This window comes from Actinomyces sp. oral taxon 897, assembly GCF_002999235.1.
GTDB lineage: Bacteria > Actinomycetota > Actinomycetes > Actinomycetales > Actinomycetaceae > Actinomyces.
Genome location: NZ_CP027236.1, coordinates 3,026,386 through 3,047,515, shown reverse-complemented (window position 1 = coordinate 3,047,515; position 21,130 = coordinate 3,026,386). Strand labels below are relative to the sequence as shown.

The following is a 21,130-nucleotide window of genomic DNA, read 5'->3' as shown; positions in this document are numbered from 1 at the left end:
GGCTGCCCGCCACCGCCTACCTACCACCGCCTGCCGCACCGCATATAGGGCACCCCCGGCCCACTGACCGCCGCGCGCCGCCCGCCAGATGGGACCCTCAGGCGATCCCCGGGAAGAGGACGGTCAGCCCCGAGGCCATCATGGCCACGGCAATGGACAGCAGGATCATGCCCATGAGCCGGGTCATGACCATGCGCAGGCTCAGGGACAGGTGCTGCCCGATCTGCGCGGCAAAGAAGAGAACCACCGCCAGGACGACCAGGACCAGGGCGATGGCGGCGACCACCGCCACGTGGCCGCCCAGCCCCTGGGCCTGCGCGTCCATGACAATGATCGTGGTGATCGTCCCGGGCCCCACCACCACGGGGAAGGCCATGGGGAAGAAGGAGACGTCGGAGGCCGGGTCGTGGGCGTGCTCCTCCTGCTCGCTGCGCTCACGCCGGGAGCCCTCGTGGGCGGCGAACCCGGCGCCCGAGAGCATGGACAGGCCGATGGTCAGCAGCACCAGTCCCCCGGCCACCCGGAAGTGGTCCACGCTGACCCCGAAGAAGCGCAGGACCGATGTCCCTGTCGCCAGGAAGACCGCGCAGATGACCGCGGAGTACCCGGCGATCCTCAGGGCGGTGCGGCGCTGGCTGGCGACGCTCCGCCCGGTCGTGAGGGACAGGAACAGGGGGAGGTGCGCGAAGGGGTTCATGATCGCGAAGAGGGCGCCGAAGGCCTTAATGAGAAGGGCGGTATCCACAAGTACTCATTATCGCGCCTGCCAGCCCGGCCCAACGGGCTGGCCCCGCGCTACCTCCCTGGGTGCACGAGCAGCCCCCACCGGCCCGGCGCCGTCAGGCACCGCGCGTTCCGTCAGGAACGACCACGGCACCCGACGGGGCCATCCGTCCGGCTGTCCGGCCGTCTCAGACCCACCCCGGGAAGAGCGTCGTCAGGCCGGCCGCCATCATGGACACGGCAATGGACAGCAGGATCATGCCCATGAGCCGGGTCATGATCGTGCGCAGGGTCAGGGACATGTGGTGACCGATCTGCGCGGAGAAGAAGAGCACCACGCCCAGGAGCACGAGCACGGCGGCCAGCGCCAGGCCCACGGTCAGCCGGCCGCCCAGCCCCTGGGCGTGGGCGTCCATGACAATGATGGTGGCGATCGTGCCGGGCCCGACGAGCATGGGGAAGGTCAGGGGGTAGAAGGCGACGTCGCTGGCAGCGGCACGGTCGGACTGCTGCCGCTTCTCCCCCTTGGTGCCCTCGTGGGCGGTGGAGCCCTTACCGGAGAGCATACCTAAGGAGATAATAAGGAGTACCAGACCACCGGCCACCCGGAAGTCGTCCACGCTCACACCGAACATCTTCAGGAAAGCGCTCCCAGTGCCGAGGATAACAATGCACATAATGGCGCAGAACATGACCACGCGCATAGCGGTGCGACGCTGGGTGGCAGCCTCCTGGTTGGCGGTCAGGCTCAGGAAGAGCGGCAGGTTCACAAAGGGGTTCATAATCGCGAAGAAGGCCGTCAGGGCCTTGACCAGAAGAGCAACGTCCATACCTCCGATGGTCCCACTTTCCCGCACCCGGCACCGTGTCCCCGCAATGAGAAATAGGGACTCACACGCCGTCCCGGACCCGCCCGAGCGTACCCGCCCGGGTCGGGCACGACGGCGCCCACGGCCACGGCGGGACCGCCGGCCGCTCCGGACGCCCGCCCCGGCCCCACCGCGTCGGCAGACGTGCTTACACTGTGTCATGATGTGCCTCGCACACTCGACCCGCTGAGCAAGGACGCCCCTGACCCATGCCTCTGACGCCGATGACGCCGTTGACACCGTTGCTGGCCCTGACGGCCCCCGCCACCTCCTTCACCCCCTCCACGACCGCCGTCGGCGGGAACGTCTACCTCACCGCCCTGGTGGGCCTGGCCCCCCTGGTGGCCTTCTTCGTGCTCATGGGGGTGGTCAAGCTCAAGACGCACTGGTGCTCCCTGGTCAGCCTGGGCCTGGCCGCACTCCTGGCGGTGGCCCTGTTCCACATGCCGGTGGGCATGACCGTCATGAGCGGGGCCCAGGGCGCCGTCATGGGCCTGGTCCCGATCGTCTACATCATTGTCGCGGCGGTGTGGCTGTACAACCTCACCGACGTCTCCGGACGCAGCGCCGACCTGCGGGCGGTGTTCAACGTGATCGGCAAGGGCGACGTGCGCGCCCAGGCCCTCATAGTGGCCTTCTCCTTCTGCGGCCTGCTGGAGGGGCTGGCCGGCTTCGGGGCGCCGGTGGCGATCGCCGCCGCCATGGTCGCGGCCCTGGGGCTGCCCAGGATCAAGTCCGCCGTCGTGGTCATGGTGGGCAACGCGATCAACGTGGGCTTCGGCGCCATGTCCATCCCCGTCACCACCGCCGCCAGGCTCGGCGGGGCCGAGCCGGTGACGGTCGCGGCCACCATGGGGCACCTGACCTGGGTCTTCTGCGCCTTTATCCCGCTGGTGCTGCTGTTCGTCCTCGACGGCCTGCGCGGCGTGAGGCAGCTGTGGCCGCTGGCGGTGGTGTCGGGCCTGGCCACGGGGGCCGGGCACTTCGTGACGCCGTCGGTCTCCTACGAGCTCACCGCGGTGCTGGCCTCCCTGCTGGGCCTGGCCGCCAGCTACGTCTTCCTGCTGGTGTGGACCCCGACCACGCCCCGGGAGTACCGCTCCCAGGTGGACGCCGCGGACGTGCCCACCCCCGAGCGCGTGGTCCTGGCCCTGCTGCCCTACGTGCTGGTGGTGGCCATGATCGCCGTCACCAAGCTGTGGAAGGTGGGGTTCGACCTCAGCCAGGTCCTCAGCGGCACGGACGTCAAGATCCGGTGGCCCGGCGTCTACGGCGACCTGCTCAACGCCGGGGGCGAGCCCTCCGCCAGCGCGGTCTACACCCTCCAGATCCTGTCCAACCCGGGCACCTGGATCTTTGCCACCGGGGTGGTCGTCACCGTGGTGTACGCGGCACGCTCGGTGCCCGGGAGGTTCGAGATGAGCCTGGGACAAGGGCTGCGGACCCTGGCCAGTACCTGCTACAACCTGCGCCTGGCGGTACTGACCATTGTCAGCGTCATGGCGCTGGCCTACGTCATGAACTTCTCCGGTCAGACCAGCGCCATCGGTGCGGCCCTGGCGGCCACGGGCGCCGCCTACGCCTTCCTCTCCCCGGTCCTGGGGTGGATCGGGACGGCGGTGGCCGGGTCGGCCACGAGCGCGGGCGCCCTGTTCGCCAACCTCCAGGCGACGGCGGCCGCCGGGGCCGGGCTCGACCCCAATGTGCTCCTGGCGGCCAACACCATCGGCGGCGGCATCGGCAAGGTCGTCTCCCCACAGAACCTGGCCATTGCCACCACCGCCGTGGACGCCCCGGGGCAGGACGCCGAGCTGCTGCGCCGGGCCGCCCCGTACTCCCTCGGCCTGCTGCTGGCCCTGTGCAGCCTGGTCCTGGTCGCCTCCCAGGGCTGGCTGGGCAACTACCTGCCGTAACTGGACCGGGCGGGCAGGGTACTGCCACGCCCCCTCCCCGCCGCCGAGCAGCCCGGCCAAACTGGCCCGGGCCAGCAGGTGGGCCGCCACCAGTCAGCGCCAGCGGGCACGCCCCCGTTCTCGTGAGCAACAAGTACCGTTCTCACGATGAACAAGTACCGTTCTCACGACCAATAAGTACCGTTCTCACGGTATGGGGTGGGCGGGAGGGGCGGGGCTGGGGAGCACGACGGCGGGGCCCCGTACCACCCACAGTACGGGACCCCGCGCGCTGCCCGGCGCCACCTGGGGCCAACCCACCACCTCGGTCCCGGGCCCCACCGGCCCGGTCCCGGCCCCACGCCCCACCACCTGGTCCTGGGATCCACCACCTGCTGCCAGCCCCAGGACGCTACCGGCTCCGACGCCCCTGCCCTACTGGGCGTTGAGCGCCGCGGTGGGCGGGGTACGCGAGGCCCGCACCGCCGGGTACACCCCGGCCAGGGCACCAATGACGATCGTCACCCCCAGGCCCCCCGCGACGGCTATCACGGGCACGGTCAACGGCCAGTCGTTGGCGGCCGACATCCCGGCCGTCACCCCGATGCCGATGACGCAGCCCAGGGCCCCTCCCAGGGAGGCCAGCAGCAGCGCCTCACTCATGAACTGCACCAGGATGTGGCGGCGCATCGCCCCCAGGGAGCGGCGCAGGCCGATCTCCCGCCGGCGCTCCAGCACCGAGATGATCATGGTGTTGGCCACCCCGATACCGCCCACGAGCAGGGCGATCGAGCCCACCCCCAGCAGCAGGGTGGTAAAGGCCTTGTCGGCGGCGTTCTTGGCCTCCAGCGCGTCGGAGGGACGCGAGACCTTGACCTCGTTAGGGGCCTGCGGTGAGATCGACGGCGCCAGGAGGTCGCGCACGGAGGCCACCGACTTGTCCTGGATGCGCGTGTACACGGTGGTCGGCTTGGAGTCGTAGCCCAGCAGCGAGGTGGCCGCCTGCTTGCCGACCAGTGCGGCCGAGTCCAGGTCGGGGGCCAGGACCACCGGCTTGAGGATGCCCACGACGGTGAACCACTTCCCGCCGATCCACACCTGCGTCCCCGGCGAGACCACGCCCAGGCGCTGGGCGGCGGCGGCACCGAGCACGGTGGCCGGGTACTGGCTGGTGGCCTGGTTGAGCCACGTCCCCTTGTCCACCTCGCCCGCCACGACGTCCAGGAGCGACTGGTCGGCCACCATGGTGGACAGGCCCCCGGAGGCGTTCTTGTCAATGAGCGGGGTGCGGTACACCAGGGAGTTCTTGATCAGCCCGGTGCTGGAGGCCTGCTCCACCTGGTTAATGAGACGCACCTTGCCCACGGAGTCCTCGGGCAGGGAGCTCTTGTTGCCGAACAGGTCCTGCCCTGCGCTGGCCGTCAGCAGGTTGGTGCCCAGGGAGTCCAGCTGGGCGGAGAGCTGGGCCCGGCTGGAGGCGGAGATCCCCACCACCGCGATCATGGCGGCAATGCCGATGGCGATCCCCAGGGCGGACAGGAAGGCGCGGGTGGGCCGGGCCCTGATGCCGGTGGCCCCCAGGCGCAGCACGTCCCCCAGCCGCAGCCGCGAGCGCCGCAGCGCCCCGCCCCGGCGTCGGGCCGACGCCGCCCGCTGGGCCGCCGTGGACTCCTTCCCCTTGTCAGACGCTGGCGTAGACGTCGTCATGGACGATCTCCTCCTCACGGGAGTCACCGACAACGCGCCCGTCACGGATGGCGATCTGCCGGGGCAGCTTGGCGGCGAGCTCATTGTCGTGGGTGATGACGATAACGGTGGTCCCCTGGCGGTGGAGCTCGTGGAGGAGCTCGACGATCGAGGCCCCGGAGGCCGAGTCCAGGTTGCCCGTGGGCTCGTCGGCCAGCAGCAGCGGGGGGTCGCCCACCACCGCCCGGGCAATGGCCACGCGCTGTCGCTCACCACCGCTCATCTGGTGGGGGCGGTGGTCCAGGCGGTGCCCCAGGCCCACCCGTTCCAGGGCGGAGCGGGCGCGCCGCCTCCGCTCGGAGCGGGGTACCCCGTTGTAGAGCAGGCCGTCGGCCACGTTGTCCACCGCGTTGACGCCGTCGGCCAGGTGGAACTGCTGGAAGACGAAGCCGATGCGGTTGGCGCGCAGGGCCGAGAGCCGGGTGTCGCCCAGGCTGCCCACGTCCACGCCGTCGATCTCGACGGTGCCCGAGCTGGGGCGGTCCAGGGTGCCAATGAGGTTGAGGAGCGTGGACTTGCCGCTCCCCGAGGGCCCCACGATGGCGACGAACTCCCCGTAGTCCACGTCCAGGCTCACGCCGGCGCAGGCGGCCACCGGCGGCTGGCCGTAGGTGCGGCGCACGTCGCGCAGAGACAGGATGCGGCTCATGTCTGCGGCACCACCACTCGCTGGCCCTCGGAGAGGCCCTCCCCGGAGATCTCCACACGTCCGCCGGCGAACAGCCCGAGGGTCACGGGCACCTTGCGGGTGGTCCCGTCGTCCTCCACGACCTCGACGCCGTACTGGTCGGGGCTCAGGGCCAGGAGCGCCCCCACCGGTACCGAGAGCACGTTCTCGCGCTTCTCGCTGGGCAGGGCCACGGTGACCGAGGCCTCCTGGAAGTTGGCGGCGGCGGAGGCGTCGGTGAGGGTGATCGTAATGGGGATGACCCGCTCCTTGGTCTCGCTCGAGCCGGTGGACTTCTCGGTGGGGGTGCCCACGGCCGTGATGGTGCCGGGGGTGGTGGTGGCGTCGGGCAGCTTGACGGTGACGGTCGAGCCGACGACGGCGAGCTTCTGGTCGCCGAGCTTGACGTTGGCGTCAATGACCTGGGTGGTGCTGGTGACGTCGTAGAGGTCGGTGCCGTCGGCCACGCGGTCCCCGACCCGTGCCGCGACCGAGCCCACGCGCAGGTCCCCGGAGGAGAAGACCATCTGGCCCAGGGGGATGGTCCCGGTGCGGGCCAGGCCGACGTCCTTCTGCCACTTGACGATGGCGCTGGTGGTGGCCCAGGTGAAGCGGTCGTCGGGCTCGTAGTCGAAGTAGCCCATGCCCTTCAGGAGGGTCTCCAGCTGGCGGACGTCCTCGCCCCGCTCCATGCCGATCTCGAAGGTCCTCCAGGCCGGCAGGGAGCCGTGCATGAGGTAGGCGACGCGGTCACCGGTGCGGTAGAGCACGTCGCCCTGTGTCAGGACGGTGCCGGAGGCGGGCAGCTGGATGAGGATGCCATCAAAGCCCGCCTTGAGCTTGTGGGCGTCGGAGAAGCGCAGGGTCCCCGACACGGTGGTCTCCCCCTGGAGGGTGCCGCGGGTGATGGTGTCCGTGGCACCGGTGAAGGCCGCCGTCGTAGGAGCCTGCTTGGCGGCGAACGGGCCTGCCTGGGTCACGAAGACGGTGGCTCCCGCGCCCGCGGCCAGGACGGCAGCGGCCCCGACGGCCAGGAAGGAGCGGCGTGAGGTGGGGCGGGCCAGGGCCACGGCGCCGTCGTCCTCCAGCGAGGAGGCGGTGATCTCATCCATCTTGGTACCTGTTCTGTGGTGTGCTTCCGGGGTCGCTCCGTGCTTCCTGCGCAGCCTCATCACTTGCCCCCGTTCAGGGAGGAGAAGCACTTCTGCATGGTGGCCTGGGGGATGTTGCCGTTGAGCTGGATCCCCTGGCCGGCGCTGGGGTCGGGCACGTCGTAGCCCTCCTTGCGCAGGCACTGTGCGGCCTTGACCAGCTCGTCCTGGACCCCGGGCTGGGCCAGGTCGTTGCCGCCGTCGCCACCGGGCAGGCCGACCGTCTTCTCGCACTCCCTGGCCACCGACTCGGAGCCGTCGGGGATACTGATGCTGCCGGTGCTGTCAGGGTCGGGGACGTCCACGCCCTTGTCCCGCATGCACTGGGCGATCTTGAGCAGGTACTCATCGGCCTTGACGGTGGCCGACGCCGAGGCCTGGCCGGAGGCCTTGTCCGAGGAGTCCGAGCAGCCGGCCAGCAGGCCGACGGCGCAGACCGCGGAGGCCAGGAGAGCCACGACCTTGGTGCCCTGGGTCTTCTTCACAGTGTGTGTTCCTCTCAGAATCCGGTGGGGCGCGGACGCACCCCCTGGTGTCGGGCACCAGGCAACCGGAGCCGGTGTTGCCGGAGCGTTCAGGAATTCGCTTATGTTTCAGCAACATCGTCGAGGTCCAGGGTGTATCCTTCCCGGACGGTCCGGGACGGCCTCGGGCCTGTGGCAGCAAGGGGGACGAGGGCGTGCGGGTGCTGGTCGTGGAGGATGAGGAGTACCTTGCCGAGGCGATCGCCACCGGGCTGCGGCGCGAGGCGATGGCGGTGGACACCGTGGGGGACGGGGCCAGCGCCCTGGAGCAGATCACCACCAACGACTACGACATCGTGGTGCTGGACCGGGATCTGCCGGTCGTCCACGGCGACGAGGTGTGCCGCACCATAGTACGTGATTATCCCCATACGCGAGTGCTCATGCTCACTGCCTCCCGGACCCTGGACGCCCGTGTGGACGGCTTCGAGCTGGGGGCGGACGACTACCTGACCAAGCCCTTCGAGTTCCCTGAGCTGGTGGCCCGGCTGCGGGCCCTGGGGCGGCGCAGCCAGCCCGCCCGGACCCCGGTGATCGAGGCCCACGGGGTGCGCCTGGACCCCTTCAGGCGGGAGGTGTACCGCAACGGGCGGTTCGTCCGGCTCAGCCCCAAGGAGTTCGCCGTCCTCCAGGTGCTCATGGAGGCCGACGGCGGGGTCCTCAGCGCCGAGACCCTGCTGGAGAAGGCCTGGGACGCCAACGCCGACCCGTTCACCAACTCCACCCGGGTGACCATCTCCCACCTGCGCCGCAAGCTCGGTGAGCCCTGGGTGATCCAGACGGTCCCCGGTGCCGGCTACAGGTTCAGCGCGTGAGGGACTCCGGGGCCACGACGCGCCGACGCACCGGGCGCACCCAGCCCGACGCCGGGCTGCACCGGCCGCGCCGCCTGGGGATCCGCATGCGCCTGACCCTGACCTACGCCGGCCTGGTGACCACCTCGGGGACCGTGCTCATTGCCATGGTCTACCTCTACACCCGCCTGGTCACCTTCAATATCCAGTTCGACCTGCCCGCCCAGGGCGCGGGCACCGCCCCGACGTCGGGCATGCAGATCAAGGTCCCCAGCGAGGCGACCCGGGTGGACACCAACCTGCTCGACCTGCTGACCAGCGTGCTGCGCTCGGCCGTCGTGGCCCTGGTGCTGCTGGCGGTCGTCTCGGGGACGGTGGGCTGGGTGCTGGCCGGCCGTATGCTGCGGCCGCTGTCCTCCATGAACGCCGTGGCCAACCGTGCCGCCTCGGGCGACCTCAGCCAGCGCCTGGCCCTGTCCGGGCCGCGTGACGAGATCCACGACCTGGCGGACACCTTTGACCGCATGCTGGACTCCCTGGAGCGCTCCTTCGCCGCGCACCGCCGGTTCGCCGCCAACGCCTCCCACGAGCTGCGCACGCCCCTGGCCACCACCCAGACCATGATCGACGTGGCCCTGGCCGACCCCGACGCCTCGGTGGAGGACCTGCGGGCCCTCATGAGGCGCGTGTGGAGGACCAACCGCGCCAACGTGGAGACGATCGACGCCCTGCTGGACCTGGCCGACGCCCAGTCCGGGAACCTGGCCCACGAGGAGGTGGACCTGGAGGCCGTGGTGCTCGCCGAGCTGGCGGCGCTCGCCCCCCAGGCCGACGAGCACGACGTGAGCGTGCACCACCACCTGGGCGCCGCCGTCCTCCACGGCGACCCGGTGCTGCTGCGCCAGGCCGTCTCCAACCTGCTGCGCAACGCGGTGCGCTACAACATCCCCGCTGGCCGGGTCGAGGTCGCCCTGTCCCAGGAGGCGGACGCCGTCCGCCTGAGCATCCGCAACGACGGCCCGGTAGTGCCCGCCGACAAGCTGGACTCCCTGCGCGAACCCTTCGTGCGCGGGGAGGGCCGGGGGCGGACCCGCGGGTCGGGCCACGGCCTGGGCCTGGCCATTGTCTCGGCCGTCGCCCTGGCCCACCACGGGACCCTGGACCTGCGTGCCAACCCGGGCGGGGGGCTGACGGCCGTCCTGGCCCTGCCGGTACCGGGCCCGGTCCCCAGCGCGGGGGACGGTAGGCAAAAGCACACGACGTCGTGACGCAAAAACTGTCCGCCTAGCGTCCTGCCGCCCCTCGCGCGCCCCGGGCCCAGGGCCCGGGATCCCCGTTATCTCGCCGGTCTGCGCCCCTCTGCCCCGGGGCGAGGGGGCGTGCGCCGGGAACCGGTGGCCGGCATCGGTACCGTGCTGGCACCAGACCTGCAACGCCGTCGTTGAAATGAGGCTCGACCGTGCGAATCGCACTCTTCGCGACCTGTATCGGGGACACCATGTTCCCGCAGGCGCCGCAGGCCACCGTGACCCTCCTGGAGAGGCTCGGCCACGAGGTCGTCTTCCCCGAGGGGCAGGTGTGCTGCGGCCAGATGCATGCCAACACCGGGTACTTCGAGAAGGCCGCCCAGCTCATCCGCAACCACGTGCGGACCTTCTCCCCCGTGCTCGACGGGCAGTGGGACGCCATTGTGGTCCCCTCGGGCTCGTGCACCGGCGCCACCCGCCATGAGCAGGCCCTGGTGGCCGAGCACGTGGGCGACACCGCCCTGGCCCGCCGCGCCACCCAGGTGGCGGCCCGTACCTACGACCTCACCGAGCTCCTGGTGGACGTCCTGGGGGTGGTCGACGTCGGCGCCTACTTCCCCCACCGGGTCACCTACCACCCGACCTGCCACTCCCTGCGCATTACCAAGGTGGGCGACCGCCCCTACCGGCTGCTTAAGGCCGTGGAGGGCATCGACCTGGCCCCGCTGCCCGAGGAGAAGGTCTGCTGCGGGTTCGGCGGGACCTTCTCCATGAAGAACTCCGAGACCTCCACCGCCATGCTGGCCGACAAGGTGTCCAACGTCATGTCCACCCGCGCCGAGGTCCTGGTGACCGGCGACTACTCCTGCCTCATGCACATTGGCGGAGGCCTGTCCCGGCTCAACTCCGGGGTGCGCATTATGCACCTGGCCGAGATCCTGGCCTCGACCAAGGACGCCCCCTTCAACGGCTTCCAGTCCTTCGCGCCCTCCGCCCAGGAGGCGGTCATCCGATGAGCCTGACATTCCTGGGCATGCCCCGCACCGCCGCCAAGACCGAGGCCCTGGACCCCGCCGCCCACACCGGGGGCTGGCGCACCACCGTGGTCCAGCCCCGCGACACCCTGCGCTGGGGCCACACCTTCCCCCAGGGCGCCCACAAGACCCTGGCCAACACCCAGATGCGCCGCAACCTGGGCCACGCCACCCGCACCATCCGGGCCAAGCGGGACCTGCGCGTGGCCGAGATGCCGGACTGGGAGGACCTGCGCGAGGCGGCCAGCGCCGTGAAGAACGAGGTCATGAGCAACCTGCCCGAGCTGCTGGAGCGCTTCGAGGCCAATGTCACGGCCCGCGGCGGGATCGTCCACTGGGCCCGCGACGCCGCCGAGGCCAACCGGATCGTGGCCTCGATCATTGAGTCCAAGGGCGTGGACGAGGTCGTCAAGATCAAGTCCATGGCCACCCAGGAGACCAACCTCAACGAGTACCTGGCCGACCGGGGCGTCCACGCCCACGAGACCGACCTGGCCGAGATGATCGTCCAGCTCGCCGACGACATGCCCTCCCACATCGTGGTCCCCGCCATCCACCGCAACCGCGCCGAGGTGCGGGGCATCTTCCTGGACCGCATGGACGACGCCCCCGCGGACCTGTCCGAGGACCCCCGCGAGCTCACCGCCGCCGCCCGCGCCCACCTACGCCACAAGTTCCTCCACGCCTCCGTGGCCGTCTCGGGCACCAACATGGGCGTGGCCGAGACCGGGACCGTCTCGATCTTCGAGTCCGAGGGCAACGGGCGCATGTGCCTGACCCTGCCGGACACGCTCATCACCCTCATGGGGATCGAGAAGCTGGTACCCCGCTTCCAGGACGTGGAGATCTTCTCCCAGCTCCTGCCGCGCAGCGCCACCGGGGAGCGTATGAACCCCTACACCTCCATGTGGACCGGCGTCACCCCCGGTGACGGCCCCCAGGAGTTCCACCTGATCCTCATGGACAACGGGCGCACCAAGGCCCTGGCCGACCCCATCGGGCGCGAGGCCCTGCACTGCATCCGCTGCGGGGCCTGCATGAACATCTGCCCCGTCTACCAGCACACCGGCGGGCACGCCTACGGCTCGGTCTACCCCGGGCCCATCGGGGCCGCCCTGACCCCCCAGCTCACCCAGGGGCTGGCCGACGACGACCCGGTCCACACCCTGCCCTTCGCCTCCTCCCTGTGCGGGGCCTGCGGGGAGGCCTGCCCGGTCAAGATCGACATCCCCACCATCCTCATCCACCTGCGTGCCCGCAGCGTGGACGTCAAGCGCAAGGTGGTCCCGGACATGTGGGACCTGGCCATGGGCACCACCGCCCCGGTCATGAGCAGCGGGCGGCTGTGGTCCGCCGCCGCCCAGGCCGTCAAGGCCACCCGCCTGGTGGGCCGCAGCGGCCGGATCGGGGCCCTGCCCTTCCCCGCCTCCATGTGGACGGTGTCACGCGACATCCCGGCGCCCCCGGCGGAGAACTTCCGTGACTGGTGGAGGCGCACCCACGGCCCCGGGGCCGCTGGTAGTACCGCCTCCGGGACCGCGCCGGGGGCCGGGGCCGCACCGGCAGGGGCCGGGACCGTACCGGCGGCCGCTGGCGGTACCACCTCCGGGACCGCGCCGGGGGCCGCTGCTGGCGCTCCCACCGTCACCAGGGGCGCCAAGGGCGCGACCGCCACCACCCGCACCAAGAAGGAGGACTGATGGACGCCCGTACCGCCGTCCTGGCCCGTGCCCGTGACGCGATCTCCCGCTCCCAGCGGGGACCCGCCCGCCCCGTGCCGCGTAACTACACCCGCGTGGGCGCCCACGCCCCGGGCTCTGAGGCCGTCGTGGCCGACATGGTGGACAAGCTGGAGGACTACGACGCCGTCGTGAGGGTGGAGCCCACGGAGCAGGGCGTCCTGGACGCCATTGACGCCCTCCTGGGTAGCGCCCGGGTCGTGGTGGTGCCCTCCGGGCTGCCCCAGGCCTACAAGGACGCCGCCGCCCGGGGCGGGCGCACCCTGCGCCAGGACTCCCGTGAGGCGCCTGTGCCCACCCTGGAGCTGGACCAGGTCGACGCCGTGGTGACCTGCTCACGGGTCGGTATCTCCATCTCGGGCACGATCGTGCTCGACGGCGAGCCCGACCAGGGGCGTCGGGCCATTAGCCTGGTGCCCGACAGGCACGTGGTGGTCCTGGAGCGCCAGATGGTGGTCCCCACCGTCCCCCAGGCGGTGGACGTGCTCGGGGCGCACCCCACACGCCCCATGACCTGGGTGGCGGGCCCCTCGGCCACCAGCGACATTGAGCTCGTGCGCGTCAACGGCGTGCACGGCCCGCGCCACCTGGGCGTGGTCGTCGCCCACTAGCCCCACCACTCCCCCACCGCGAGAACGGTACTTATTCCTCGCGAGAACGGTACTTGTTCGCCGTGAGAACGGACCACGCCCGTCTGCGGGTGCGGCTGCCGGCCGTGACGGGTGAGCCGGGCGGCGCGGTGGTGGGACCGGGCCGGGGCGCCGGGCAGGCAGGCCCGCATTGCACCCGTGCCGCCAGCCCGTGCCACCAGCCAGGGCAGGCAGGGCAGGTGGCCAGGTCGCTGACGTCCTGCGTGCCCGTCCAGGACGCCGCCCGGGCAGGCGGGGCAAGCAGGTAGTCCAGGGTCCGCGCCTGCCGGCCGCCACCAGCCCGGGCAGGCGGGGCAGGCGGGACCTTCCGCCTGCCTGACCTACGTGGCAAGGCCCGGGCAGGCGGGGCAGACGCAGGTACTCCGGGCAGGCCAGCCGGAAGGCGGCGACCCGCGACCCGGGGAGTCCGGGACTGCCAGCCCCCGGGCGCCGGCCCAGGAGTGCGGCGACCCGCGCCGCCTCGTCCGGGCCTCGACGGCTGTGGGACAGGTGGCGCACAATAGATATGACAGTCGTCACGGCTGCCGTGTCCACGCCCCCCGACGCAGCTGAAAGGCCTGACCATGACCACCTCACTGGCCAGCTCCCCCCTGGCCCCCACCTACGACCGCTCCGCCATGACCACCGGCATCGTCCACATGGGGGTCGGCGGCTTCCACCGCGCCCACCAGGCCATGTACCTTGACCGCCTCATGCGTGACGGCAAGGCCCTGGACTGGGGCATCTGCGGCGTCGGCCTCATGCCCGGGGACGCGCGCATGCGCGACGCCCTGGCAGGCCAGGACCACCTCTACTCCCTGACCCTCAAGCACCCCGACGGCCACCACGAGACCACGGTCATCGGCTCCATCCACGACTACCGCTTCGCCCCTGAGGACCGCCAGGGCGTGCTGGAGGTCATGACCGCCCCGACCACCCGCATTGTCTCCCTGACCGTCACCGAGGGCGGCTACAACACCGACGACGCCACCGGGGCCTTCCGCACCGGCTCCGACGGCGCCCGCCACGACGCCGCCAGCCCCCACGAGCCCACCACCGCCTTCGGCTACATCGTCGAGGCCCTGAGGCGGCGCCGGGCGGAGGGCACCGCCCCCTTCACGGTCATGAGCTGCGACAACCTGCCGGGCAACGGGAAGGTCGCCCGCACCGCCGTCGTGGGCCAGGCCCGCATGAGCGACCCCGAGCTGGCCGACTGGATCGAGGCCAACGTCTCCTTCCCCAACTGCATGGTGGACCGCATCACCCCGGTGACGACCCCGGCGGACATCGAGCAGGTCACCGCCGAGCTCGGGGTGGAGGACGCCTGGCCGGTGGTGTGCGAGCCCTTCACCCAGTGGGTGCTCGAGGACGCCTTCCCCACCGGGCGCCCGCCCCTGGAGGAGGTCGGGGTGCAGATGGTCGACGACGTCGTCCCCTACGAGCTCATGAAGCTGCGGCTGCTCAACGCCTCCCACCAGGCCCTGGCCCACTGGGGGCGGCTGCTGGGCATTGAGTACGCCCACGAGGCGGCCGCCGACCCCGAGATCGCCGCCTGGACCCGCGCCTTCCTCACCCGGGAGGCGCGCCCGCGGCTGCTGGCGGTGCCCGGCATCGACCTCGACCGGTACGTGGACACGCTCTTTGAGCGCTTTACCAACGCCGCGATCGCCGACACCCTGGCGCGCCTGGCCTTCTTCGCCCCCTCCGGCATGCCCAAGTTCGTCCTGCCGACCGTACGCGCCAACCTGGAGGCGGACGGCCCCATCCGCCTGGGGACGGCCATGTGCGCCGCCTGGTCGCTGGGCGTGCTCGGCACCGACGAGAACGGCGCGGCCATCCCCGTGGTGGACGACCTGCGCCCCTTCGCGCAGGCCCAGGCCGACGGCGAGGCCACCGGCTTCATCGGCAACAAGGAGGTCTTCGGGGACCTGGCGGACGACGAGCGCTTTGCCTCCACCTACGCCCAGGAGCTGGCGGCCCTGCGCGAGCAGGGGGTGCGGGCGCGCCTGAGGGCCCTGGCCGAGTAGGCCTGAGCTGGCGGGGACGGGGCGGGCTCCGGGGAGCCCCGGCCGGGCGCGCCTGAGCCAGTGGGCCGACGGCCGCGCCCCCGGGCCGTGTCCCCCAGCGCGTCCCCCGGCCGTGTCCTGGCGGGCCGACGTCGGCCACCGACCCGCCAGGGCACAAAGGCAGGCGACCGAGCCCGTCCTGCCCGAGGGGACAACCCACCGACCCGCCAGGGCGCGGAGGCAGGGGGCGCCCTCACCCGAGACTCACCCGGTCCCACGCCCTGTCACGCCCTGCCGCGCCCTGGACGGGACGAGGCACGCCCCAGACGGGAGGAGGGGGGCGCGCCCAGCGTCTCCAGGGTAGGCTTCCCTAACGTCGCTGGCCTGAATCAACAGGCATGCTCTAGCAGACGCTCTAGCAGGAAGAGGGACCCATGAGGCGCACCCCAACCACCGTCAACAGTACCGATGACGAACCTGTCAGAACCAGTATGTGGAAACCCGCCACCCTGCGCACCACCCCCTCCAAGGAGGACCGCGGGCTGCTGGGCCACCCCAGGGGCCTGCCCTGGATGCTCAACGTCGAGATGTGGGAGCGCTTCTCCTACTACGGGATGCGCGCCATCCTGCTGTACTTCATTACCGCCGCGGTCGAGGACGGCGGGCTGGGGATCGACGACAACACCGGGACCATTATTATGGCGGTATACGGGGCCGCCGTATTCCTCCTGGCAATTCCTGGCGGAATATTCGCCGACCGCGTGATCGGCCCCTGGCCCTCCACCCTGTACGGCGGCGTCGTGATTATGGCGGGGCACGTGTGTCTTTCCGTCCCGGTCAATGCCATGGCCTGGGTAGGCATTGTCCTGGTGGCCATTGGCACCGGCTTTATCAAACCCAACCTCTCCACGATCGTCGGAGGCCTGTACGACTCCGACGACCCGCGCCGCGACGCGGGATTCCAGCTGTTTTACATGTCCGTCAACATTGGCTCCTTCGCATCGCCGCTGGTCACCAGCTGGCTCAAGAACCACTACGGCTACCACGCGGGATTCATGGCGGCCGCCGTCGGCATGGCCCTGGCCCTGGTCGCCTTCGTCTACGGGCGCAGCAAGCTCTCCGCCTTCGCCTTTAACGTACCCAACCCGCTCCGCCCCGAGGAGCGCAACCGCCTGCTCGTCATGAGCGGGGCCGGGATCGCGGCGGTCGTCCTGGTGACCTGGGTCCTGAACATCTTCCTCCACTCCCTGCCGGACGCCATTACCTACATGGTCTTCGCAATCGCCCTGGGGGCCTCGATCGCCTACTTCACCCTCATGTTCCGCTCCCCCAAGGTCACCAGCACCGAGCGCGTCCACCTGCGCGCCTATATCGCCCTGTGGGTCGGCGCGGTGCTGTTCTTCACCATCTTCGAGCAGGCCTCGGGCAAGATGGCGGTATTCGCCCAGAAGAACACCGACGGGACCACTCCCTTCGGCTGGGTCCTCAGCCCGGAGGCCTACCAGTCCGTCAACCCGGCCGCGATTATCGTGCTGGCCCCGCTGGTCGGGTGGTTCTTCGCCCGACGCCTCGGCCGCTCCATCCCCACGGTGGTCAAGTTCGCCACCGCCGTGCTCATTGTGGGCGTCTCCGCCCTGGTCACCGGCTACGGCTTCCAGCTCTGGACGGGCGGGGAGAACCTGGCGCCGTGGTGGTTCCTGGCGCTGGTGTTCGTGATCCAGACCGTGGGCGAGCTGTTCCTCTCCCCGGTGGGCCTGGCCACCACCACCGCGCTGGCCCCCAAGCAGTTCGCCTCCCAGGCAATGGTGCTGTGGCTGCTGGCCATCTCCACGGGCCAGGGGCTGGCTGGCGTCGTCATCGCCAACACCAAGGAGGTCAGCGACGCGGTGTACTTCTACGGCCTGGGCGCGGTCACCATCGTGGTGGCGCTCGGCGTGTTCGCCGTCGCCCCCTGGACGCAGAGGCAGATGGCTGACATTGACGCCAGCCGGTAGCCTCCCCGCGCCGAGCCCGACCTCTGGTGGCGGCGCCCGTTCTCGTCAGGGCGTCAGAAGCCTCCTGGCGCCGAGCCCGACGCCTGCGGGACTAGCCTCACGCCCGTCCCACCGGCGCTGAGCTCGACGTCGGTGGGACGGGCGCGTAAGGACGCCCGGCGGGCCGTCTCCACCGTCTCGGTCAGCACCTGAGTTACCCTGGTGTAACCGGCGCCACGACGCCGACAGAGAGGAAAGGTGCAGACAATGGCACAGCTGAGCGCTGAGGACGTGACGAGCCAGAAATTCAAGGCGACCAGGTTCCGCGAGGGCTACGACCAGGACGAGGTCGACGAGTTCCTGGAGGAGGTGACCGGCACCCTGCGCACCTGGGAGAGCCTGTCCGACGCGCTGGCCTCCGGGAAGAGCGTGGACGTGCGGACGGCCTGGTCCCAGGGGCAGGTCACCTCGGCCATGGTCACCGGCAGCCGCTTCCGGGCGACCCGACGCCACGAGGGGTACTCCCAGCCGGAGGTAGACACCTTCCTCGACGACCTGGCCGAGACCCTGTACACCTGGGAGAAGTGGGCCGCCAGCAACCTCAGCGGTGACGGGGGCGGCGCCCAGGCCGGGGCCGCGACGGCACCGGGGGCCGCGGTGGCCCCGGGGGGCGAGCACGACCAGTACGTTGCCGGGCTGGAGCAGGAGAACGCCCGCCTGCGCAACGAGCTCGCCGCCGCCCGGCAGCGCCTGGCGCAGGCCGGTCTTTAAGGCCCCGGGGCCGCCCGGCCCGGCAAGCGTCCCCGGGTCTGAGGCGGCTCGCACCCGCTCTCCCAGGACGGCTCGGCAACCGTCCCACCGTCCCCGGGGCCTGAAGGACCCGCCGGGAGGTGCGCACGCCCCGGGTGCGCGCCCCGGCTCTCGCCCGGTGCCTGACGCCGGGAGGTGCGCGCCCCGGATCCCGGTGCCCGCGGCGGTCGCGTGCCCGTTCTCACGAACAATAAGTACCGTTCTCGCGGCAAACAAGTACCGTTCTCGCGACGAATAAGTACCGTTCTCGCGGTGGGTGGGTGGGTGGGGAGGGCTGCTGGTGGGCGGGCCCTGACCCCTGCCTCGCCCGCCTGGCTCACTCCTGGACGAAGACGCTCAGGTAGGCGGGCGGTACCTCGTCGGCCATCCAGATGCGCTCGCTGCCCGGGTAGAACTCGATGCCGTGGGCGTGCGCGGCCGCGGCGTCCACCTGCAGGATCATGGGGGTGGGGGAGTGACGTGACCCGACGGCGGTGGCCATCTCCACGTCGGCGGACATGTGCACCTTCTGGCGGGCCATGGGCAGCAGGCCCCTGGCCAGCACCAGGCCGACCTTGGCCGGGGAGGTGCCGTGGTAGAGGACGTCGGGCGGGACGGCGGCCCGGTACTCGATCCGCACGTCGACCGTGTGGCCGTACAGCGCCCGGATACGGCCGTCGCGGATCTCGTGGCGCTGCTTGCTCGCCGTGGCGACAGCCTGCTCGACGTCGGCGGCGGTGACGTCACGCCGCCCACGGGTACGCCGCAGGGCGGCCACCATGTCCTTGAGGTCCACCCACCCCTCGGGATCGAGCGTCAGCCCGTAGTAGCCCGGGTCGTGGCGGAGCGCGTGCGACAGCACCCGACTGATCCCGGTGAGCCTGCGTTCATCCATGGCAGCCGATCCTACCGAGTCACGGCAGGGACCGCATGGCGAGCCGCTCGGCCCCGGTAGCGGCCCCGGTACGGTGGAGGACGCCCCCGCTGGGCCGGGATCGGTAGCCGTGGGCCACGGAGACGCCCCCACTGGGCCGGGATCGAGGCCGACCCGGCCCGAGCGGCCCCGGTGCGGTGGGGGGTGTCCGCTACGGGACGCCCCCACCGGGCCCGGTCACGCGCTGGCGGCACCCTGCTTCAGCCCGACGAGGCTGAAGCGTGCAGCACTCACCGAGCGGCCGCCGTGCCTGGCGCCGGTCGCCATGTAGGCCACGTCGCCAGCACTCAGCTCGTGCTCAATGCCGTCGATAAAGAACCTGATCGTGCCCTCGAGCACGTGCAGGACCGTCGGCATGGGCGAGGGCTCCTCCTCGTGGATCAGCTGGTCGGCGCCGAGGACGAACTCGACGACGACGAGCAGCTCGTTGTTGACGACCTCACGGACCTTCTTCTCACCCGCGGTCATCGGGAAGTCGGCAGACAGGCCGGTGTGGACGCTGGAGTCACGCGCGGAACTCGTGGTCTCGCTAATGGTCATACCGCTATCTCCTCACGTAGCACGGTTCACCCCGCCGGACGCTCCCGCCCGGCAGGGTGAACATAGCCCACGCTTTCTTCCGGTTCAAGCCTTGTTTATTCAGGCCTCGTTCACTACGCTACGGGCCCCGGATCCCGGTGCCGCGCCGTCGTCTCAGGAGCGCTTGACCAGCGGGAAGGTGATGGTCTCGCGGATGCCCTGGCCGGTGAGGGCCATGAGCAGGCGGTCAATGCCCATGCCCATGCCGCCGCAGGGCGGGAAGCCCTGCTCCATGGCCACCAGGAAGTCCTCGTCCAGCACCATGGCCTCGGGGTCGCCGTTGGCGGCGGCCAGGGCCTGGGCCTCGAAGCGCTCGCGCTGGACCACGGGGTCGGCCAGCTCGGAGTATGCGGTGGCCGTCTCGAAGCCGCGCACGTACAGGTCCCACTTCTCGGTCAGCCCCGGGCGCGAGCGGTGGTAGCGGGTCAGCGGGGAGGTGTCCTCGGGGAAGTCGTAGACGAAGGTCGGGGCCCACAGCTTGCTGCCCACCAGCTCCTCGAAGATGTCCTCCACGACCTTGCCGGCCACGGCGTAGTCGTCCACCTCCAGGCCGATCCGCTCGGCGTGGGCCACCAACTGCTCGCGCGGGGTGTCCACCGTGACCTCCTCCCCCAGGGCCTGGGAGACGGAGGTGTAGAGGTCGATCTTGTCCCACTGCCCGGACAGGTCGTACTCGGTGCCGTCGGCCAGGGTCACCACCTCGCCGCCCTCAGGCAGGCCGAAGGCGTCGCGCGCGGCCTGCTGGACCAGGTCGCGGGTCAGCTCGGCCATGCCGTCGTAGTCGGAGTAGGCCTCGTAGGCCTCCAGGGCGGTGAACTCCGGGGAGTGGGAGGAATCGGCGCCCTCGTTGCGGAAGTTGCGGTTGATCTCGAAGACGCGGTCCACGCCCCCCACCACGGCGCGCTTAAGGTAGATCTCCGTGGCAATGCGCAGGTAGAGGTCCATGTCGAAGGCGTTCATGTGGGTGATGAACGGGCGGGCGGCGGCCCCACCGTGGATGACCTGGAGCATGGGGGTCTCCAGCTCCAGGTAGTCACGGCGGTGGAAGTTGTCGCGCAGGGAGCGTACGACGGCGGCGCGGGTGCGCACCATGTCGCGGGCGGCCGGGCGGGTGAGCAGGTCCAGCTCACGACGGCGCACGCGCGCCTCCTCCGAGAGCGTCACCGCCTCACCGGCCTCGTTGGTCCAGGTCTTGGGCAGGGGGCGCAGGGCCTTGGAGGCAATGCGCCAGGCAGGGACGGCGACGTCGTCGTCCCCGGCGTCGGCGGGAGCCACGCCCTGGCGCAGGACGGGCTCGGCCATGACCGACAGCTCCCCGCGGCGTGAGCAGATGACGCGGCCGTGGACGAAGAGGTGATCGCCCAGGTCCACGTCCGTCTTGAAGGCGGCCAGCGCGGTGTGCCCGTGCGCGGGCAGGGCCTTGGCCGACAGCATGGCCTGGAGGGTGGTGCCCGCGCCGTCGGCCAGGGTGACGAAGCACAGGCGGCCGGTGTTGCGCAGGAAGACCACGCGCCCGGCCACGCCGACGACGTCGTCGGTCTCCTGGCCGGCCTGAAGGTGGCCGTAGGCCTCGCGCACGGCGGCGATCGTGGTGGTGACGGGGACGGATACGGGGTAGGGGTCCCAGCCCTCGTCGCGCAGGCGCTGACGCTTGTCCGCGCGTACCTGGAACTGCTCACCCGGGCCCGGGTCGGCCCTGGGTGTCCTGGCGTTGCTCGGGGGCTCGGGGGCAGGGCCCTGGTTGACGGTGTCGGGAGCGGGAACGGGTGCATGAGTCACGCGCGCGAGTCTATCCGCGCCTCCCCCGGTGGTCGGGAGGCGGGGCGCAGGGTGC

At 71.1% G+C, this 21,130-nt stretch carries 18 protein-coding genes; 9 read left to right on the top strand and 9 right to left on the bottom strand.

Annotated elements, in window-relative coordinates; all coding sequences use genetic code 11:
- Positions 1-97 precede the first annotated feature (97 nt).
- Together C3V41_RS12015 and C3V41_RS12010 are read right to left on the bottom strand one after the other, a co-directional pair.
- Entirely contained in the window at positions 98-745 is a 648-nt protein-coding gene (locus C3V41_RS12015) for a MarC family protein (RefSeq protein WP_106110442.1), read from the bottom strand.
- Positions 746-911: 166 nt separating this feature from the next.
- Positions 912-1,553: a MarC family protein gene (locus C3V41_RS12010; RefSeq protein WP_106110441.1), complete on the bottom strand. Its 642-nt coding sequence runs from the start codon at positions 1,551-1,553 to the stop codon at positions 912-914.
- Positions 1,554-1,801: 248 nt separating this feature from the next.
- Between C3V41_RS12010 and C3V41_RS12005 the strand changes: the two genes are divergently transcribed.
- Positions 1,802-3,505, top strand: coding sequence for an L-lactate permease (locus C3V41_RS12005; RefSeq protein WP_254423605.1), 1,704 nt, complete (start codon positions 1,802-1,804; stop codon positions 3,503-3,505).
- A gap of 414 nt (positions 3,506-3,919) precedes the next feature.
- Here C3V41_RS12005 and C3V41_RS12000 read toward each other — a convergent pair whose 3' ends face one another.
- From C3V41_RS12000 to C3V41_RS11985, 4 genes are read right to left on the bottom strand one after another with little or no spacing between them, the layout of a single operon-like run.
- A complete protein-coding gene (locus tag C3V41_RS12000) occupies positions 3,920-5,191 on the bottom strand; it encodes an ABC transporter permease (protein WP_106110439.1) in 1,272 nt (423 codons plus the stop codon).
- Positions 5,166-5,879: an ABC transporter ATP-binding protein gene (locus C3V41_RS11995; protein WP_106110438.1), complete on the bottom strand. Its 714-nt coding sequence runs from the start codon at positions 5,877-5,879 to the stop codon at positions 5,166-5,168. Before C3V41_RS11995 ends, C3V41_RS12000 begins: the two co-directional genes overlap by 26 nt.
- A complete protein-coding gene (locus C3V41_RS11990) occupies positions 5,876-7,009 on the bottom strand; it encodes an efflux RND transporter periplasmic adaptor subunit (RefSeq protein ID WP_106110437.1) in 1,134 nt (377 codons plus the stop codon). The genes C3V41_RS11995 and C3V41_RS11990 overlap by 4 nt, the downstream gene beginning before the upstream one ends.
- A gap of 59 nt (positions 7,010-7,068) precedes the next feature.
- On the bottom strand, positions 7,069-7,533 hold the full coding sequence (locus tag C3V41_RS11985; RefSeq protein WP_106110436.1) for a hypothetical protein: 465 nt from the start codon (positions 7,531-7,533) through the stop codon (positions 7,069-7,071).
- A 194-nt stretch (positions 7,534-7,727) separates the two neighbouring features.
- Between C3V41_RS11985 and C3V41_RS11980 the strand changes: the two genes are divergently transcribed.
- The 8 genes from C3V41_RS11980 to C3V41_RS11945 all read left to right on the top strand — a co-directional run bounded on the left by C3V41_RS11980 (position 7,728) and on the right by C3V41_RS11945 (position 17,765).
- Positions 7,728-8,387, top strand: a complete 660-nt coding sequence (locus C3V41_RS11980) for a response regulator transcription factor (protein ID WP_106110435.1) — start codon at positions 7,728-7,730, stop codon at positions 8,385-8,387.
- 86 nt (positions 8,388-8,473) lie between these two features.
- A complete protein-coding gene (locus C3V41_RS11975) occupies positions 8,474-9,634 on the top strand; it encodes a sensor histidine kinase (protein ID WP_106110851.1) in 1,161 nt (386 codons plus the stop codon).
- Between the two features lie 191 nt (positions 9,635-9,825).
- Complete coding sequence (locus C3V41_RS11970) at positions 9,826-10,629, top strand: (Fe-S)-binding protein (RefSeq protein ID WP_106110434.1); 804 nt, start codon at positions 9,826-9,828, stop codon at positions 10,627-10,629.
- Positions 10,626-12,347, top strand: coding sequence for a LutB/LldF family L-lactate oxidation iron-sulfur protein (locus C3V41_RS11965; protein ID WP_106110433.1), 1,722 nt, complete (start codon positions 10,626-10,628; stop codon positions 12,345-12,347). Before C3V41_RS11970 ends, C3V41_RS11965 begins: the two co-directional genes overlap by 4 nt.
- On the top strand, positions 12,347-12,997 hold the full coding sequence (locus C3V41_RS11960) for a LutC/YkgG family protein (protein WP_106110432.1): 651 nt from the start codon (positions 12,347-12,349) through the stop codon (positions 12,995-12,997). Before C3V41_RS11965 ends, C3V41_RS11960 begins: the two co-directional genes overlap by 1 nt.
- A 602-nt stretch (positions 12,998-13,599) precedes the next feature.
- Positions 13,600-15,042 carry a mannitol dehydrogenase family protein gene (locus C3V41_RS11955; protein ID WP_106110431.1) on the top strand — a complete coding sequence of 481 codons (1,443 nt, stop codon included), beginning with the start codon at positions 13,600-13,602 and terminating at the stop codon, positions 15,040-15,042.
- A 413-nt stretch (positions 15,043-15,455) separates the two neighbouring features.
- Positions 15,456-17,015 (top strand): peptide MFS transporter, encoded by a 1,560-nt coding sequence (locus tag C3V41_RS11950; protein WP_106110430.1) that lies wholly within the window; start codon positions 15,456-15,458, stop codon positions 17,013-17,015.
- Between the two features lie 246 nt (positions 17,016-17,261).
- Positions 17,262-17,765, top strand: a complete 504-nt coding sequence (locus C3V41_RS11945) for a DivIVA domain-containing protein (RefSeq protein WP_106110429.1) — start codon at positions 17,262-17,264, stop codon at positions 17,763-17,765.
- A 355-nt stretch (positions 17,766-18,120) separates the two neighbouring features.
- Here the strand turns inward: C3V41_RS11945 and C3V41_RS11940 are convergent, their stop codons facing one another.
- The 3 genes from C3V41_RS11940 to C3V41_RS11930 all read right to left on the bottom strand — a co-directional run bounded on the left by C3V41_RS11940 (position 18,121) and on the right by C3V41_RS11930 (position 21,075).
- Positions 18,121-18,678 (bottom strand): RNA 2'-phosphotransferase, encoded by a 558-nt coding sequence (locus C3V41_RS11940; protein WP_106110428.1) that lies wholly within the window; start codon positions 18,676-18,678, stop codon positions 18,121-18,123.
- A 216-nt stretch (positions 18,679-18,894) separates the two neighbouring features.
- Entirely contained in the window at positions 18,895-19,257 is a 363-nt protein-coding gene (locus C3V41_RS11935; RefSeq protein ID WP_106110427.1) for a cupin domain-containing protein, read from the bottom strand.
- A gap of 153 nt (positions 19,258-19,410) precedes the next feature.
- Entirely contained in the window at positions 19,411-21,075 is a 1,665-nt protein-coding gene (locus C3V41_RS11930) for a lysine--tRNA ligase (protein WP_254423604.1), read from the bottom strand.
- Between the last annotated feature and the right edge of the window lie 55 nt (positions 21,076-21,130).